This is a genomic window from Candidatus Binataceae bacterium, assembly GCA_035500095.1.
Taxonomy (GTDB): domain Bacteria; phylum Desulfobacterota; class Binatia; order Binatales; family Binataceae; genus JAKAVN01.
Genome location: DATJXN010000076.1, coordinates 15176 through 32082, shown reverse-complemented (window position 1 = coordinate 32082; position 16907 = coordinate 15176). Strand labels below are relative to the sequence as shown.

General features: G+C 65.2%; 12 protein-coding genes. 3 read left to right on the top strand and 9 right to left on the bottom strand.

Features of this window, described 5'->3' with window-relative positions; genetic code table 11:
• Positions 1-1242, top strand: a 1242-nt coding sequence (locus tag VMI09_07860) for an NAD(P)/FAD-dependent oxidoreductase (protein HTQ24597.1), incomplete at its 5' end; no start/stop codon positions are given.
• A 153-nt stretch (positions 1243-1395) separates the two neighbouring features.
• Here the strand turns inward: VMI09_07860 and VMI09_07855 are convergent.
• A complete protein-coding gene (locus tag VMI09_07855) occupies positions 1396-1587 on the bottom strand; it encodes a hypothetical protein (protein ID HTQ24596.1) in 192 nt (63 codons plus the stop codon).
• A gap of 246 nt (positions 1588-1833) precedes the next feature.
• Here VMI09_07855 and VMI09_07850 point away from each other — a divergent pair, with 246 nt between their 5' ends.
• The gene (locus tag VMI09_07850) at positions 1834-2916 is read left to right on the top strand and encodes an LLM class flavin-dependent oxidoreductase (protein HTQ24595.1); all 1083 of its coding nucleotides are present in this window, start codon (positions 1834-1836) and stop codon (positions 2914-2916) included.
• 17 nt (positions 2917-2933) lie between these two features.
• Here VMI09_07850 and VMI09_07845 read toward each other — a convergent pair whose 3' ends face one another.
• The 6 genes from VMI09_07845 to VMI09_07820 all read right to left on the bottom strand — a co-directional run bounded on the left by VMI09_07845 (position 2934) and on the right by VMI09_07820 (position 11847).
• Positions 2934-4328, bottom strand: coding sequence for an amidase (locus VMI09_07845; protein ID HTQ24594.1), 1395 nt, complete (start codon positions 4326-4328; stop codon positions 2934-2936).
• Positions 4329-4356: 28 nt separating this feature from the next.
• A complete protein-coding gene (locus VMI09_07840) occupies positions 4357-5565 on the bottom strand; it encodes a CoA transferase (protein HTQ24593.1) in 1209 nt (402 codons plus the stop codon).
• Between the two features lie 51 nt (positions 5566-5616).
• Positions 5617-6531: an LLM class flavin-dependent oxidoreductase gene (locus tag VMI09_07835; protein ID HTQ24592.1), complete on the bottom strand. Its 915-nt coding sequence runs from the start codon at positions 6529-6531 to the stop codon at positions 5617-5619.
• A 139-nt stretch (positions 6532-6670) separates the two neighbouring features.
• Positions 6671-8416, bottom strand: coding sequence for a hypothetical protein (locus tag VMI09_07830; GenBank protein ID HTQ24591.1), 1746 nt, complete (start codon positions 8414-8416; stop codon positions 6671-6673).
• Between the two features lie 242 nt (positions 8417-8658).
• Positions 8659-10341, bottom strand: a complete 1683-nt coding sequence (locus tag VMI09_07825; GenBank protein HTQ24590.1) for an alkaline phosphatase family protein — start codon at positions 10339-10341, stop codon at positions 8659-8661.
• 297 nt (positions 10342-10638) lie between these two features.
• Positions 10639-11847: an SGNH/GDSL hydrolase family protein gene (locus VMI09_07820; GenBank protein ID HTQ24589.1), complete on the bottom strand. Its 1209-nt coding sequence runs from the start codon at positions 11845-11847 to the stop codon at positions 10639-10641.
• A 276-nt stretch (positions 11848-12123) separates the two neighbouring features.
• Here VMI09_07820 and VMI09_07815 point away from each other — a divergent pair, with 276 nt between their 5' ends.
• Positions 12124-13734: an acyl-CoA synthetase gene (locus tag VMI09_07815; protein ID HTQ24588.1), complete on the top strand. Its 1611-nt coding sequence runs from the start codon at positions 12124-12126 to the stop codon at positions 13732-13734.
• 21 nt (positions 13735-13755) lie between these two features.
• Here VMI09_07815 and boxB read toward each other — a convergent pair whose 3' ends face one another.
• Together boxB and boxC are read right to left on the bottom strand one after the other, a co-directional pair.
• Positions 13756-15153, bottom strand: a complete 1398-nt coding sequence (boxB, locus tag VMI09_07810) for a benzoyl-CoA 2,3-epoxidase subunit BoxB (GenBank protein ID HTQ24587.1) — start codon at positions 15151-15153, stop codon at positions 13756-13758.
• 45 nt (positions 15154-15198) lie between these two features.
• Entirely contained in the window at positions 15199-16836 is a 1638-nt protein-coding gene (gene boxC, locus VMI09_07805; protein HTQ24586.1) for a 2,3-epoxybenzoyl-CoA dihydrolase, read from the bottom strand.
• Between the last annotated feature and the right edge of the window lie 71 nt (positions 16837-16907).

The window sequence follows — 16907 nt, the reverse complement described above, 5'->3', positions numbered from 1 at the left end:
TTCAAGTACCCGCTGGAGACATGGGACGCGCTGAGCAAGCTCGGCTTGCTCCAGTCGGCGGCCTGCATGATGAGCTACGCCGCCGCGCGCGTGCGGCCCAAGCGCGAAATCCGCAGCTTCGAGGATTGGGTCGTAAACGCCTTTGGGCGGCGGCTGTACGAGACATTTTTCCGCAGCTACACGGAGAAGGTTTGGGGCATCCCGTGCAGCGAGATCAGCGCCGATTGGGCCGCCCAGCGAATCAAGGACCTTTCGATGCGCGTGCTGATTCGCCGCGCGCTCGGCATGGGCCGGCGCAACGGTCCGGTGATAAAAACCCTCATCGACCGCTTCCGCTATCCCGCGCAAGGCCCCGGCGCGATGTGGGAGGAACTGGCGCGGACCGTTCAGAGCCGCGGCGCCGCGCTCAGGATGGGCGAGTCGGCCGTCGCGATTCAACGCGGGCCAGGCGGCGTAGAGTCGATCACCACCTCGGCCGCGGGCGGCAACCGTGTGTACAGCGGCAGCCATTTCATCTCGACCATGCCGATCCGTGAGCTCATTGGCGCACTCGATCCGGCGGCGCCGTCCGAAGTCGCCCACGCTGCCAGCAGCCTCAGATATCGGGATTTCATAACCGTCGCGCTCATCATCGACACCCCCGAACTTTTCCCCGACAACTGGATCTATATCCACGAGCCCGGCGTCGGCGTCGGCCGCATCCAGAACTTCAAGAACTGGAGTCCGGAGATGGTTCCGGACTCGCGCTACACCGTGCTGGGACTGGAGTACTTCTGCTTCGACTCGGATTCGATGTGGAGCGCGGCGGATGCTGACCTGGTGGCGCTGGGTACCCGCGAAATCGCAAAGCTTGGACTCGCCAAAGAGGCGCAGGTCGTGGACGGAACAGTGGTACGCCAGCGTGCCGCCTATCCGGTTTACGACGGCGATTATCGCCGGGCGGTTGACGTGATTCGCGAATTCGTCGAACGCGAGATGCCCAATCTGCAGCTGGTCGGCCGCAACGGGATGCACAAGTACAATAACCAGGACCACGCGATGATGACCGGGCTGATGGCTGCCCGCAACATCATGGGCGCCTCCTACGATCTGTGGCGGGTGAACTCGGACGCTCAGTACCTGGAAGAAGAGAGCGGCGCCGAGCAGGGATCGCGGATGGTCCCCCGCCGAATCGAGTCCGAGTCCGCGTCCGCGCCTGAAGAACACCCGACCGTGGCCTTGGGAGGCGCCTCCGGGCGCTAGCTCGAGTCGCCGGACCTTCCGGCTTCAATCTTTTGAGTCGCGTTCGCCTCCGTCAGACGCGCGAAAAAAAGTGCGGGCCGCCAGCGATCGCTGACGGCCCGCAAGTTTCGAAGCGAACGAAGGGCAAGGCGCCCTTCGCTGGCTCGCCGTATCTCAGGCGTTGCCCACCTGGTTGGAAACCCCATTCATCGAGTTGCTCAAATTTCCCCCGATGAGCTGATAGCCGCCGACCAGCGCAACGACAATGCAGACGAAGATGAGAGCGTATTCCGAATAAGTCTGGCCGCGATAAGACCTGGAGGCCGCCTCGCGAAGCCTAATATACAGGCGTGTCGTCAGTTCCATTGTCCAGCCTCCTTAAGTAATCCCAAAGTGGCTTGGCATAACCACACCACGAAGATACCCGATAGAGCATCAAATTTCATCATCCTTCAAACCGCGTTATTGGGCTCCAAGTATCTCCTTAGCGTGGCTATGATTAGAATTAGCTCTCCTAAAGTATCCTAAACAGTGTCTTTTAGACAAATTTCGGCAAAACTTCCCGATTTTTGTGGGCTTTCGGTTCTTTTGTGCGCTATGAATTGCAAGACCATGGAATTCGGAATCGGAATCGACACGCACGTCAACAAATGGGATCTGATCCGGTATGCCGAGGAACTTGGCTACGACCGCGCATGGATTCCCGATTCGCAGATGATCTGGTCGGACTGCTACGCGACGCTCGCGCTGGCGGCGGTCAACACGCGCCGTATCAAAATCGGGACGGGAGTCGCGATCGCCGGCACACGGATCGCGCCGGTCACCGCGCATTCCATCGCGAGCATCAACCAGTTAGCGCCGGGGCGCACCTTCCTGGGGATCGGCACGGGACACACGGCGATGCGAGTGATGGGGCAAAGCCCGATGCCGGTCGCCGAGTTTCGCGAGTACCTGAGGGTCCTTCGCGCGCTACTCCATGGCGAGGCTGTCGATTACACCCTCAACAGGCGTACGCGTGAGATAAAGTTCCTTCATCGCGACCGCCGCTTCATCAATCTCGACGATCCGATTCTGATTTACGTAGCCGCAAACGGGCCGCGCGTATGCGAGGCTGCGGGTGAATTCGGCGATGGCTGGGTAACTGCAGGCGGAATCAATGCGCGGGTCGGCGGACGGCTGGCGCGAATTCGCGCAGGCGCCGAGCGTGCGGGACGCCGGCTTGGGCAGGATTTCCATACCGCCGCGCTCACGAGCGCGTGCGTGCTGCGCGCGGGCGAGCCCGTGACCTCGGAGCGCGTGATCAATCAGACCGGGGCGCAGGTGACGAGCGCGCTGCACTTCGCCTACGAGAACTGGAAAGCGCGCGGCCAGGCAGACGAAGCGATTCCGCCTTTCTTCCGCAACGTGTGGGACGACTATCTGCGGCGCGTCGGCTCCTACAGCCTGCCCGAGCGCGCGCGCTTTCGCCAGATCCACGAGGGCCACGGCACCTTCATGCAGCCCGAGGAGCGGCGATTCGTCAGCGCCGAGGCGGTTCACGGCACGTGTCTGGTGGGCGAGCCGGACGAGATGATCGCGCAACTGCGCGCGATGGAAGCCGCCGGCATCAAAGAGACGGTGATCGAGCCGCCGGCGGATTTTCAGCGCGAGGTCTTTCGCGATTTCGCCGAGATGGTGATGCCAGCGTTCCGCTAGACGCAGCGCCGGGCGTCTCAGTTAAACTCGGGCGGCGGCAGCGCGCCGCGCGCGCTCTGGTAGGCGTCGCCCACGCGCAGCACGGAAGGCTCGTCGAACGGCCGCCCGACGATTTGCATCGCGAGCGGCGCGCGGTCCGCGCCAATCCCGGTCGGAATAGCCAGCGCCGGCTGCCCGGTAAGGTTGAACGGTGCCGTATGACGGATGAGTTGCGCCAGGCCGAGTTTGCCTTCGCGCGCTTCCGCGATCTTGAGCGGCGCCGCCATGCAGGCCGGCGTGGCCAGCACGTCGCGGCCCTCAAGCGCGCGCATCGTCTCGGCCATCAGCTGCGCGCGCGCGCGTTGGGAGCGGATATAGGCCGTTGCCGGGAGCGCCATCGCGGCCTCCAGCATCCGGCGCACGCCGCGGCCGTAGTCCCGCGAACGCTCGATGAACCATCGCTCGTGATACTCGAGCCCCTCGGCGTACATGATGTTCATCGCCAGCGTGGGCGCCGCGTCGATCGACGGGATCGAAACTTCATCGACGATCGCACCGAGGTCGCGAAGCGTGCGCATCGCGGCGCCGAACGACTCCCCGACCTGTGCGGTGACGTCGCGGTTAAGCTCGCTGATGACTCCAATGCGCACGCCCTTAAGGCCGCGTCCGAGCGCCGCCGAGTAGTCTGGTACCGGCTCTCGGCTCGAGGTCGCGTCGTTGGGGTCGTAGCCCGCGATCACCTGGAGCATCGCCGCAGCGTCGCGCACGCTACGGGTGATCGGACCGACGTGGTCGAGCGTGTCCGCGAGGGGCAGGACGCCGTAGCGGCTGACCCTGCTCCAGGTCTGCTTAAGGCCGACGCATCCGCAAAACGCCGCCGGGATGCGGATCGAGCCGCCGGTATCGCTGCCGAGCGTGGCGGCGGCGCTGCGCGCGACGATCGCGGCGCCGGAGCCGGAACTGGAACCGCCCGGGATGCGCTCGGCGTCGTAAGGATTGAGCGTGGTGCCCCATGCCGTCCTGGCGGTACCGCCGCAGGCGAACTCGTGCATGTTGAGTTTGCCGAGCAGGATCGCCCCCGCGGCCTGAAGACGGGTCCATACGGTGGCGTCGTGGTCGGGAACGTAGTCGGCGAGCACCTTGGAGCCGCTGGTGGTCAGGATGCCCCTGGTGCAGCAGAGGTCCTTGAGCGCGACCGGCACGCCGTGAAAAACGCCGCGCCAGTTGCCGGCGGCGATTTCGCGCTCGGCCGCAATCGCGGAGGCGCGCGCGAGTTCCGCGGTGACCGTAATGTAAGCGCACAGGCGCTTTTCGGTCGCTGCGATCCGGTCGAGGTAGGCGTCGGTGACCTCGACCGGTGAAAGTTCGCGCGCGCGCAGTTTCGCCGAGAGTCCTACCGCGTCGAGATCGAGAATTTCGTCAGCTTTGCCCATCGAGGTTGCTCCGCTGCGCCCGAATTGGTTATGCGATCACTCCCTGCTCGCGGAGCGGCGCGAGCTCGGCGGCGGCGACGCCCGCTTCGGCAAGGACTTCGTCGGTATGTTCGCCGAGCAGCGGCGCGAAACGGGCAAGCCCGGCCGGCGTGCGCTCGAAACGCGCCGCCGGACGCGGCTGGCGCATCGCGCCCGCGTGCGGATGCTCGGATTCGACGATCAGCTGATTGGCCACGACCTGCGCGTTGCGCATCATCTCCTCGCGGCTCAGCACCGGCGCGCAGGGCACCTGGTTGGCGCGCAGGCGCTCGAGCCACTCGGCGGAGCTTTTCGTCTTCAGCACTTCGGCGGTCAGCTCCAGGCGCGCGTCGGCGTTGCGGATCCGGTCCACCGGCGTTCTGAAGCGCTCGTCCTTCAGCCATTGCGGGCGCTCGATCGCGCGGCACAGACCCTGCCACTCGGAGTCGGTGTTGGCGGCCGCGGTGACGAAGCCGTCGGTGGTCTCGAAGATAAGCTCGCGCGCGCGGGCCGCGCGGAGGCTCGAACGATTGTTCCCGACGAAGGTGTACGCGGCCATCCCTTCGGGCCACAGGAACGCGATCACCGCGTCGAGCATCGCCAGCCGCACGTGCTGTCCTTCGCCTGTGCGCTGGCGCGCGAAGAGCGCCGCGGTCATCGCCTGCGCCGCGGTCAGGGCCGTGACCTTGTCGGGAATGATCAGCCGGATCATGTGCGGGCGGCCGGTTTCGACGTCGGCTTGGATCGCGGCGAGCCCGGAGAGCGCCTGGATTACCGGATCGTAAACCCGCTGGTCGGCGTACGGGCCGCTTTCGCCGAAGCCGCTGATTGAAACATAGATGAGGTCCGGCTTGACCGCGCGCAGCGCCGTCTCGCCGACGCCCATCCGCTCGGCCACGCCCGGGCGGTAGTTCTGCACGAACAGGTCGGCGCCCGCTACCATCCGCTTGAGCAGCGCGAGGCCGCGCGGATCGCGCAGGTTGAGCGCGATCGAGCGTTTGTTGCGGTTGATCATGGCGAAGCCCGGCCCGACGCCGCGCTTCGTCCCGCCCATCGCGCGCGTGAAATCGCCGATTCCCGGCGGCTCGACCTTGATCACGTCGGCACCCTGGTCGCCGAGGATCATCGTCGCCATCGGCCCGGAAAGATTCTGCGTGAGGTCGACGACGCGGACGCCGCTTAGCGGTCCCGATGGCGATTTGGCCGGAGACTCTGGCATTGGATTGCGCCTCGATACGGCCGCGCGCGCGGCGCGGAATCGCCGGAGGCCTCAGCGGAAGGCCGGTATCACCTCTTTGGCGATCGTTTCCATGTTGCGTTCGATATCGTCGTGGCGGCAGGCCCAGCTGAACATCACGTGGCGCGCGCCGGCGTCGACGTATTCGCGCAAGCGCTTGCGGCAATCCTCGGGGCTGCCGTAGAGCACGTAGCGCCCGGCGATCTTGGAGAAGTCCTGCGCGTAATTCTTGCCGAGCGAACGCGCCGCGACCTCTTCGGCCTCCTTGCGATCCGGATAGACCGCGGCGAAGATGAACAGTCCCGGACGAAAGCCGCTCATGTCGCGTCCGGCCTCGCGACCGAACGCGTCGATTTTCGCAACACTCTCGCGCAGCATCTCGGGCGTGTACATATACGGCAGCCAGCCGTCGGCGTACTTCGCCGCGCGGCGCATCGCAGGCTCCTTGCGCCCGGCGACCCAGATCGGAGGGCGCGGCTTCTGCACCGGCGCCGGCTCGAGCGTGACGCCGGAGAATCGCGTGTAGCGGCCCTCGAAGCTGACGTTCTTTTCCGTCCAGAGCTTATTGATCACTTCGAGCGCCTCGTTGGAGCGCGATGCGCGCTGCTTGACCGGCACGCCGATCGCTTCGAACTCCTTGGGGAACTCGCCGCCGATTCCGACGCCAAGGTGGTAGCGTCCGCCCGAAGCGACGTCGAGCACCGAGGCCTGCTTGGCCAGCATCACCGGGTTATACAGCGGCAGCAGCACGATCGAGCTCATCAGCTTGAGCTTCTCGGTCGCTCCGGCGGCTACCGAGAGCGCGATGAGCGAGTTCGAGACCGGTCCGTGGAACATCACGTGTTCGCCACAGGTCAGATAGTCGTAGCCGAGTTGCTCGGCGCGGCGGGCGAACTCAGCCACTCCCTTGACCGAGGTCAGCGCCACGCCGAATTCGATCGATGCCACCGTTTACCTCCCGTGTGTGCGCAATTGGTCGTGAAGTCTTCCCGGCCGTTGCGATTGCTATCGCCCGCGGCGGATCAGTTTCTGTGTAGCACACCTCGGCACGCGATCTCCAAAACACGGGTCGGGGTTGGCGGCCGCGTCAATCGGGGTGGAGCAGGCCCGAGAGTCCCGCCGCGAGCAGCGGCGTGATTATCCATCCGGCGAGAATATGTACCCACAGGTACCATCGCAGCAGCGTGCCCGAGAGCGCGCGCATCCGCCCGCCCGTTCCGTGCCGCGGATTGGGCCGCCAGTAGGTGCCCTGATGCAAGTCGACGACCGGCAGGAAATTCTCCAGCGAGTAAACGACGGCATTGAACGGCGGATAGTGCCGCGGCGGCTCGCCGGTCTTCACGAACGAATCGTAAGCGTCGGGCTCGGTCGGCGTGATTGCGCGCTCGCGGTAGCCGATTCCGAACAGCAGCGAGCCCAGAGCGACGAAGCTCAGGATCCACCAAAGCGCGCGCATCGGGCGGTAGCCGTATCCGATCGTGACGCCGAGCACGCGGCTCCACAGCCGCTCGCCCCATCCGAGACCGCCCCGTTCGCGGCGCGCGTCCTCCTTGGCCATCAGCACGTCGACGGCGCCGATCTCAGAGCCGCGCTCGCGCATCACCTTCGCGAGTTGGCCGTACGGTTGCGGCCGATAGCCTGGCGACTGGCGCGCAAGCCATCGCAGCCGGCTCGCCGCGTCGATCGGCCCGCCGCTGATATCGCCGTACACGAAGTCGTCGACAAAGAGATTGCCCGGCGCGGGCCAGCTTGCGGCGTCGTCCCAGAGCGCTGCGGCGCGCGCGCTGGTCAGGTTGAGTTCCGTGCCGGGCGTGCGAGCGATGCTGTCCCAGTAAAACGTTGCGCCGATCGTGGCGCGGTCCGCGTTGAGTCCGTTGACGCCGGCGCCGACGAAATGCGCGTCCTTGAAGCTGAGGCCGCGGCCGATTTGCGCGAGCGTCAGGTCGACCACGCCGTTGCTGGTGAAGCCGTTGTTGAACGACGCGTCGCCCTTGATGTCCGCCTCCACAATCGAGAGCGGATCGGGGCCGCCGACGAAGCGTCCCGCGCTGCAATCGAGGCTGCCGCCGATTTCCGCGCGAAAGAGACTGACCGGCCCGTAGTCGCCGCCGACCAGCTGCACGTCGCCCCCAATCGCGATACGGTCGGCGGAGACGGGACCGTACTTGCCGCCGGTCAACTGGAGGTCGGTCGCGAGCGTCGCGCGATCGCCGGTGACGGGACCAACCTCGTCGCGCGAGAGATCCAGGCCCTGCAGATGCGCGAAGGAGAAGTCGATCCCCCCGGGAATGGACGAGTTGATGATCGTGAGCGGCGTCGTGACCGTCAGGTAAGAAAGGTCGAGCTGTCCTGCAATCGCCGCACCGCCGATTCCGAGGCCGCTTGGATGAACGTACGGCCGCGCCTGCGGGTCGGCGGCAAGCCATCGGATGAGTTCCGCGCGGATCGTCCGTTCAGGCGGCCATTCGGAGGCTTTCGACGGATCGTTGGCCGCGCTGCTCGCATCGTTGTTCGGCCCGGCCCATATCAGGGCGCGCTGCGGCGCGGCGTGCACGAGCTTCAGTTCGGCGTCGTCGAGGTCGCCGAAGTTCGCGCGCGCAAGCTGTTCGAGCGCCGCGGCGGATTGCAGGATTTCGCGCTCCGCAACCGCTGGCTCAGCGCCAGGACTGGGACCGATATTTGTCTCGGTGACGGGTGGGGCGGTCTGCTCCGCGCGGGCGCATCGGGCGCCGACCGCCAAGCCGCCGGCGAGGATCGCGGTAAGGACGGCTGCGCGAATCGCCGGACACGTCCTTGCGACGATCCTGACGGCGAGCCTCGCTCGCAGCGCCATGCATGCGCGGCCGGGCGCAACCCGCGGATTGGTTTGACCGCTTGAGCGCGCGGACAGTACTGGTCGGGCGTTCACGATTGCGCATCATTCGACCAGAGTCCGGAGGGTAAAGGCAATGCGCGATCCCGACGGAACAATTCTCTATTCTACCGGCGACTGGGCTGGCTCGGAGGGAAGGAAAATGACGAGGCGGGCGCGTGGGTTGCACGCGCCCGCCCGGGTCATGTCGCAAAACGATTGCTTTACTTGTGGCCGCCGGTCACCAATCCGGTCGAGGGATCGAGCAATACCTGATGGCGATGACCCGGGTTCACCTTCTGCGAGAAGTCAAACATATTCTCGAGTGATCCCGAAATCGCGTCGAACGAACCGCCGCCGATACGCTGGCCGCCCAGGAAGTTGTCCTCGATGAAATGAATGATCGAGCTTTGGTCGGTCAAGGTGTGGTCGACGAAATTCGTCTTGGCGTAAGGCGAGATCACCAGCATCGGGATTCGCGGACCGTAGCCGCAGCGGCCCTCGATGTTGTTGAGCGGCGTGCCGTTCCCGCACTTGCCGAGACCATTTAGCTGATCGCTGTTCTGCCGGTTCGAGGTTGGGGTAAAAGCAGTCTGCGTCCAGGCCGAAGGGTTCACGATCGGGCCCATCTGATGGTCGTACCAGCCGTCGGAGTCATCCCAGGTGATTATCACCGCCGTGCTGCTCCAGAAATCCGAGCTCTCCACCGCATTGATGACATCAACCACGAATTCCTGCTCCAGCAGCGGATCGGAGTAGCCCGCATGGCCGTCCATGTTGGCGGGCGCCTTGAGAAAGCTGACCGCCGGCAGATTGCCCGCATTGAGCGCCGCGAAAAAGTCGTTGGTGTCATAGTTGTGGTTGGCGGCGTCGGTCGTTCCCGGACCGGTCGAGCTGAACATGCCGTACTCGCTTGGCGCAACGGTAGGCCGGGCGTGAGTTGGGTTCGCCGTGCTCGACCAATAATTGAAGAAGGCATGGTGCGGAATGTAGTCGGCGGTAAAGTTATTATCGCCCGGCTGCGGGGGGAAATTCGTGATGTCGTTGGCCGCGGTTGCCGGACTGGATCGTTTGCATCCCGTCGTCCCATTCGGATTCGTGATGGTCAGGTCGAAGCCGCCCATGAACGAACCCCAGCTTAACCCCTGCGCGCTCAACAGGTTGCCGATATTCTGTCCGCCCATCTGAATGGTCGGCGAGCCCGAGCAAACGTCGCCGGCGGGATCCAGATCGCCGGTGAGCGTGCCGGTCAGGCCGACGGGGTTCGCGATTTTGGCGGAGGCCGCGCTGACGGTCGCCGGGTAAGTGGTGCCCGCGACCAGGTTCAACACGCCGGGCGTCGACGGGCCGAAGGTCGTCCCGTAGAAATTGTCGTTGAGCGCGTAATTCTGCGCGTAGTTCCACATCGCGGTGACGGTGTTACCGTCAAAGTAGCCTTCGACGATCGCATTGCCCATTCCGTACGAATATTGGTCGAGACAAAAGGCGCTTTCCCCTACGCCGACGCTGGCCGGGAACAGATCCATCACTCCTCCATCGAAGGCCAGCTGCTCGTCGCCATAATTGTGATCCTGGTCGCAAGTCGAGGCCTGGGAGCGATCGAGAAGAAACGGATTGATTTGGGGGACGTTGGTCGAATTGTTCTTGTTGGGATTGTTGGTCAGCAACGCGCCGGTCAGTCCGTTAACCGTGGGGGTTCCGGGTTGCGCGAAAAACTGAGGCTCGCCCGCCGGGTTGGCCGCGTTGGGATAGCTGGCGAAGTAATGATCGAAGGACACATTTTCCTGAAAGATCACCACGACGTGCTGGATGGGAGTCGCAGCCGTGCCCGCCGCCGCGGCTCCCGCGCAGAGCGCACCTATCGCGAGCACGCAGAGGCTGCGCGCGAGCAGTTTAGTCCCTCGCATAGTGAGTTTCTCCTCCCTGGAGTTTGGTTAGCGCGCGAATCGACACGACCCGCGCTGACGCGCCAATCTAGCCATCCGGTTTGAACGGATGATGAACACCGTCTTTCGGAAGGAGCAAAAATGTGTGATCGGCGGGTTTCGATTCGAAGACCGCGATGAGCGCGGGTCGTGCAAAAAGCAATCGTTTCGCCGGGGCGGGGGCTGCCGTGAGTCGACCTGCCTTCCAGGGATACCGGGATGAGGCCGCCCCAGCGCGGTGCGCGTCGGCGCGCGAGGCGTGCAGCCGCGGGCGTGCCGCTAGCGCGGCGCCGCTGCGGACCGCGCGCGGGGGCCGGCCGCGCAGCCCGCGCACTTGCCGGCCTCGGCCATTGCGCACAGCCGCTCGCCGATAAGCTCGCCGGCTACGCGATGGCCCTCCACGTTCCAGTGGCCAAACCCGATCTTGCTGTTCGCGAAACCATGGAGGAAGGCATGATGAGCCGCGGCGTACTGGTACAGCGGCTCGGCGAGGGTCAGGACCTCGAAGCCGTCGCGCTCGCCGAGCGCGGCGATTCGGCGGTCCGGATAGAAGAGGTCGCTTACGCCGATGTGCTTCATGAAATTGTCGCGCACGCTGGCGTCGGGCCATACCTGGATGCTGGTATCGAGCGTCACAGTCAGGAACGCCGCGCCGTGGCCGGCGACCTCGCGATGCATTTCAGCGATCATATCGTCGGTGAGCTGCCATGCGTCGCGCCATACCTGCTGGGTCGGCGGCTTGTAGATGTCGTAATTGATCGCGCGTTCGACCGGCAGGTCGGCCGTCGGTTGCTGATTGCGGCTGGTCAGGATCGTCCAGGCTCCGCCGAGCAGAGAGAACAAACCCGATTTCCGGTAGTCGAAGCGCGCCATGCACCACAGCCGAAACGAATTCGAGCTCTCAAAGGGCCCCGCCGGTACGAGATTGCCGTCGCCCTCGAGATAAAAGGGGCGGCACAAGTTGGGCTCGAGCGAGACCGAGTTGTTGCGCACGTCGTTGCCGAGGAAAATCGCGAGCACCACGATATCGGGCTGGTAGGCCCACACTTTGTCGCGCAGCGTCACCAGTTCCTGCGTGGTGCCGTAGCCGTCAACGCCGAAGTTGAGCGCCTCGACGCGCCGTCCCTTGAACAACGGGCATTGCGCGAGCCGGTGCGCCGCGACCGAGGCGAACGTATCTTCATACGGCACCTGCATGGCCTCGGTGTAAGAGTCGCCGATCACCGCGATACGGACCGTGCCGGGCGGTTTGGGAATCGCGAACTCGGGTCCGCGAAAGCCTGCGCCGTTGATCTCGACATAGGCGGCGCCTTCACGGCGGTAGTAGCCCGCCGTATGCGGCCGCAGGCCCCACCCGCGCGCTGCGTCGTAGCAGTAAAAGTAGGGAAAGAAATGGTTGGCGATACGCACGCCGACCTCGGCGAGCGCGGCGGCGCAGATGACGCCGAAGAGGATCAGCGCCGCCGTGCCCATCGCTTTATGAATCATCGGTATAATCTCGGGCGTCGTCTCGGATGTAGTTCTTTGGGCGCAGTCTCGCGACAACCTGAAAAGATGAAGCAGTGAAGAAATGAATCGTGCGTTCGAGCAGTCTCGTTGACGAGAATCGCTCTGTAAACATAACGTAGGCGCGAGACCGATGGGAGTGGGCGAAGCGCGCCGCTCGAAGAAAGCTGCCGGCACGGAATCCGCAAAGCGCAATTTCCAGGCGAAACCTGCGAAATTGGCGAAATTAGCGAAATTAGCGAAATTAGCGAAATTAGGATGACCTCCAAACCGACAGGCCCGCGCGCCTATCTCGAAATTCCCGACGAACTCAATATCGCGAGCTACGTCGTCGATCGCCACGTCGAGGAAGGCCGCGGCGCGCGCGTCGCCGCCTGGGCCGAGGGCCGCACCTACAGCTTCGCCGACCTGCGCGTGCTCACCAATCGCTTCGCAAATGCGCTGTCGGCGCTCGGCGTCGGCCCGGGCGATCACGTGATGCTGCGGCTCGGCACCAGTCTCCAGACGCTAATCGCGATACTCGGCACGATCAAAACCGGCGCGATTCCCGCGCCGACCAGTTTCCTGTTCCGCGACCACGAGGTCGAGAAAATTCTGCTCAACAGCGACGCGGTGGCCGCCGTCTCGACGCCCGAGATGGTCGGCCCGATCGAGGCGGTGAGCGCGCGCACGCCGATGCTCCGTCACGTGATACTCGCAGGCACGGATGCGGCCGCGGAAGCGGCGATGGTTGACGGCAAACGCGCGCTTTCGTGGGAGCGCCTGATGGCCGGCGCGTCGGATGACTTCGCGCCTGTGCGGACCCATCGCGACCAGCCGGCGTTCATTATCTATACCTCCGGCACCACCGGCGATCCAAAGGGCGTTCAGCAGGCCCATCGATGGCTGATCGGCGCGGGCGATCCGTACAACCGCGAGATGGTGCGGATGAGCGCGGACGACGTCTGCTATCAGCCGCAGGACTGGTCGTTCATGTATCCGCTCGGCGCCGGATGCCTGTATCCGCTGATGGAAGGGGCGGCGATCGTGGTGCCGCATGGCCGTTTTACGCCCGAGACCGCTTTCGAAGCCATCGAGCGCCATCGCGTGACCATCTTCGCCGCGGTGCCGACGATCTACCGGATGATGCTCGCGCTGCCCGACACGGAGGGGCGCTACCGGCTCGGTTCGCTGCGCGCCTGCGTCAGCGCCGGCGAGGCGCTGCCCGCCGACACCTTTAATGAATTCCGCCGCCGCTTCGGCGTGACGATCTACGACGGCATCGGACAGACCGAGACGCACATTTTCATCAGCAACCGGATCGGAATGGAAATTCGGCCGGGCTCGATGGGCAAGCCGCTCCGCGGCTACGAGGCTGCGATTCTTGACGACCAGGGAGGCGAGCGCAAGCGCGGCGAGCCGGGCCATCTTGTGCTCCGCAACGACCACCCCGGGCTCACCATCGGCTATCGCAAGGGGGCGGCGCGATGGGCCCCGGTGAATCGCGGCGGATGGTACTACACGCAGGACATCGCGTACGTCGACGCCGACGGTTACTTCTGGTACGTCTCGCGCGCCGACGATTTGATCAAGAGCCGCGCGTACCTGGTTTCGCCCAAGGAAGTCGAGTCCGCACTGCTCGAGCATCCGGCGGTGCTGGAGGCAGCCGTGGTGGGGATTCCCGACGCGCAGATCGGCGCGACCATCAAAGGTTTCCTCGCGCTGCGTGCCGGATACGCGCCGTCAGAGGCGCTGGCCGAGGAGATTCGCAATCACGTGCGCGCCGTGATCGCGCCCTACAAGGTGCCGCAGCGAATCGAATTCATGGCGGAGCTGCCCAAGACCGCCAACGGCAAGATCCTGCGCCGCGCGCTGCGCGACCGCGGCTAACCCGCGGCGCGGTGCGCGCCGTCAGGTCAGAATCACGTACTCGAAATCGAGCGGCTGGCCGTTGATACCCTTGGCGGGCGGCGCGATCCATCCAGCGACTTTGCCCGGCTCATACACCGGCCGCATCAGTTCCGCGTTGCGCGCGCGGTCCTCTTCAGTGGGCAGCCATTCGCCGCGGCGCGCCGCGTACTCTTCGGCCGCCAGCACATTCCCCTTTGGATCGCAGTTCCGCCCTGCGTACAGGCCGACCTTGCGATTGAAGCCGACGTGCGGCAGCGCGAGGCGCTCTTCGAGGCCGCGCGCGGCAAGTTCGCGGTTCCATCGCGCGAGCCCGCGCTCGCAGTCCTGTGCGTAGGCGTCGCGCAGGACCGCGTTCATCGCGCGGCGCAGCGGAATCCGCTCGACCGCGCCGCCGGGCAGGCGCATCTCGTATTCGCCCTCGAGCGCGCGATGCTCCCGGTAAGCATTGGCCGTGTGCTCGCGGTAGCGCCCCTTGATCCCGGTCGCGAAGTAGGTCGCCGCGTTGCTCGAATCCTCGGCGCCGAAGAGATCGAGGCTCTCCGAGTACCAGAGGTTGATGTACTTCTGAATCACCGAGAGCTCGATGCCGCCGAGCGCATGGATGTCGGCGCGGCCCGACTGTTTCATCAAATCCGCCGTGCGCTGCACGACGCGCTGCACCCCTGTTTCGCCGACGAACATGTGATGCGCTTCTTCGGTCAGCATGAAGCGCGTGGTGCGCGAGAGCGGGTCGAAGCCGCTCTCGGAGAGCGATTCGAGCTGGTACTTGCCGTCGCGATCGGTGAACATCGCAAAACAATAGAAATCCAGCCAGTCGCGGATCGGCGCGTTGAACGCGGTCAGGATGCGCGGATGGTCGCGATGGCCGCTGCGGCGCGTGAGCAACTCCTCGGCCTCCTCGCGGCCGTCGCGCCCGAAGAAGCGATGCAGCAGATAGACCATCGCCCACAGATGGCGCGCCTCCTCGACGTTGACCTGGAAGAGGTTGCGCAGATCATAGAGCGAGGGCGCGGTCTGGCCGAGATGGCGCTGCTGCTCGACCGAGGCCGGCTCGGTATCGCCCTGGGTCACAATGATGCGGCGCAGCTCCTTGCGAAACTCGCCCGGCACCAGCTGCCACGGGTCGGCGTCCGGGTCGTCGCCGAAGCCGATCTTGCGGTTCTCGGGCGGGGCCAGGAAGATGCCCCATCGGTACTCCGGCATTTTCACGTACGTGTAGTTGGCCCATCCGTCGGCCGACGCGTTGATCGCGGTGCGCAGGTAAACCGTGGAAGTGTCGAAGCCCTCGGGGCCGACTTCGTTCCACCACTGCAGGAAGCGCGGATGCCACGTCGCGAGCGCGCGGCGCAGCTGCTGGTCGTGATCGAGGTCAACGTTGTTGGGGATTTCGCCGATCATCGCAAATAAAGCTCCGGCGCGCCACGCGAGCGGCGCGCGTTGGGTTCAGGTGCGCCGGTAATCGAACTGCGGGCTTTGTGGCTGGCCGTAAAGCTTGAGCGCGCCATGCTCGCCGGTCGCGTTGGGGCGCTGAAAGATCCAGTTCTGCCAGGCAGAGAGCCGTCCGAAAATCCGCGTCTCCATCGTCTCCGGTCCGGCGAACCGGATGCTTGCCTCCATGCCGGTGAGTGCATCGGGCGAGAGCGAAAGCCGTTCGCTTACCGCGAGGCGCAGCTCCTCCTCCCAATCCAGCTCGTCGGGCGCGGCGGTCACGAGTCCGACCTCCGGGGCCGCCTCGGCGTCGAAGGTTCCTCCGGCGGCGAGCGCCGCAGCGCGCGCGGGGTCGGCGATGAAACGCGTGGCAAGGCGGCTCAGGCCGTTGTGCATCGCAAGCGCGCCCGCGTTCAGCGCCCCGGTCGCGATCCGCGCGCCGGCGCTGGACTTCATGTAGATACGGTCGGCGGCGAGCGCGAGCTCGAAGATCGAACCAGCGAAGCATGAGCCCGGCTCGACGATCGCGAAAAAGCTTTTGGCGGTCAGATCGAGCCGCTTCAGCGCGCGTTTCATCAGAAGCAGCGTTTCGTTGATGAACCAGTCGCCACGATGCTCCCATAGCGCGCGGTCCATTTCGGCCACCCGCCCGAGGTCGCCCGCGGATTTGATCAGCACGAGCCCGATTTCCGGATAGTTGAAGCGCAGGCGCAGCAACGCGTCGTCGATTTCACGAAAAAGCCGAAGCGGATAGAACTCCGCGCCGGGCGCGGTCGCCTCGGGCGGAATCGCGGGCACGCTTTCGGGCCCTTGGATAAGCAGTTCGGCCAGGCGCTCGGCTGGATTGAGGCGCAGCGTGAGATGCCGATAGCGGATTTCGTTCCCGCCCTCGGCGGGCGCGAGTGCGTCCAGCGTGACACCCGCGCGTCCAGCACGCTCCGGATCGATCAGCGCCGCGACGCGCTCCGCCACCGCCTCGTTGAAGCGCGAGCGCGGCGCGACCGCGTCAACCAGACCCCATTTGACCGCGCGCTCGCCCCGCACTCCCTCGGCCAGCGTGGCGAAGACGTCGGCGAGGTCGCGGCGCACCTTGCGCTTGTCGACGAGCCGGGTGAGGCCGCCGGTCCCCGGCAGAACGCCGAGAAACGCGATCTCGGGCAGGCTCACTGCCGAGCGCCGGTCGTCCACCAGGATTATCTCCTCGCAAGCGAGTGCCAGTTCGTAGCCGCCGCCGCTGCAAGTGCCGTTGAGCGCGGCCACGTAATGCTGCCCGCTGTTGGCGGCCGCGTCCTCAATCGCGAGGCGGGTCTCGTTGGTGAACTTGCAGAAGTTGACCTTGAAGCCGTGATCGGCGTGGGCAAGCATGAAGATGTTGGCGCCCGCGCAAAACATCCCCTCAAGGGCGCTGTCGATCGTGACCACGCTCACGCCCGGATGCTCGAAGCGCAGGCGCGTCACGGCGTCGGCAAGCTCGATATCCACGCCGAGGTCGTACGAGTTGAGCTTGAGCGCGTAGCCCGGAAAAAGGCCGCCGGACTCATCGACCTTCATCGTGAGCCGCGCGTGCTCGCGCGCGGTCTCGAGTTTCCAATGCCGGTAGCGGTCCGGATGGGTTTCGAAATTTATCGATTTCATCGCTGCCGTGTTCATCATTACCGTGCTGCCGGTCGCGGCTCCGATCGCACGTCGCTAGCCCTTTCGCGGGCGAATCCATGGCCCCCGTC

Excerpts from the sequence above, each read along its gene's own strand:
- VMI09_07855 (HTQ24596.1), bottom strand. The coding sequence starts at position 1,587 with ATGGAACTGACGACACGCCTGTATATTAGGCTTCGCGAGGCGGCCTCC.
- VMI09_07850 (HTQ24595.1), top strand. The coding sequence starts at position 1,834 with ATGGAATTCGGAATCGGAATCGACACGCACGTCAACAAATGGGATCTG.
- VMI09_07845 (HTQ24594.1), bottom strand. The coding sequence starts at position 4,328 with ATGGGCAAAGCTGACGAAATTCTCGATCTCGACGCGGTAGGACTCTCG.
- VMI09_07840 (HTQ24593.1), bottom strand. The coding sequence starts at position 5,565 with ATGCCAGAGTCTCCGGCCAAATCGCCATCGGGACCGCTAAGCGGCGTC.
- VMI09_07830 (HTQ24591.1), bottom strand. The coding sequence starts at position 8,416 with ATGGCGCTGCGAGCGAGGCTCGCCGTCAGGATCGTCGCAAGGACGTGT.
- VMI09_07825 (HTQ24590.1), bottom strand. The coding sequence starts at position 10,341 with ATGCGAGGGACTAAACTGCTCGCGCGCAGCCTCTGCGTGCTCGCGATA.
- VMI09_07820 (HTQ24589.1), bottom strand. The coding sequence starts at position 11,847 with ATGATTCATAAAGCGATGGGCACGGCGGCGCTGATCCTCTTCGGCGTC.
- VMI09_07815 (HTQ24588.1), top strand. The coding sequence starts at position 12,124 with ATGACCTCCAAACCGACAGGCCCGCGCGCCTATCTCGAAATTCCCGAC.
- boxB (HTQ24587.1), bottom strand. The coding sequence starts at position 15,153 with ATGATCGGCGAAATCCCCAACAACGTTGACCTCGATCACGACCAGCAG.
- boxC (HTQ24586.1), bottom strand. The coding sequence starts at position 16,836 with ATGATGAACACGGCAGCGATGAAATCGATAAATTTCGAAACCCATCCG.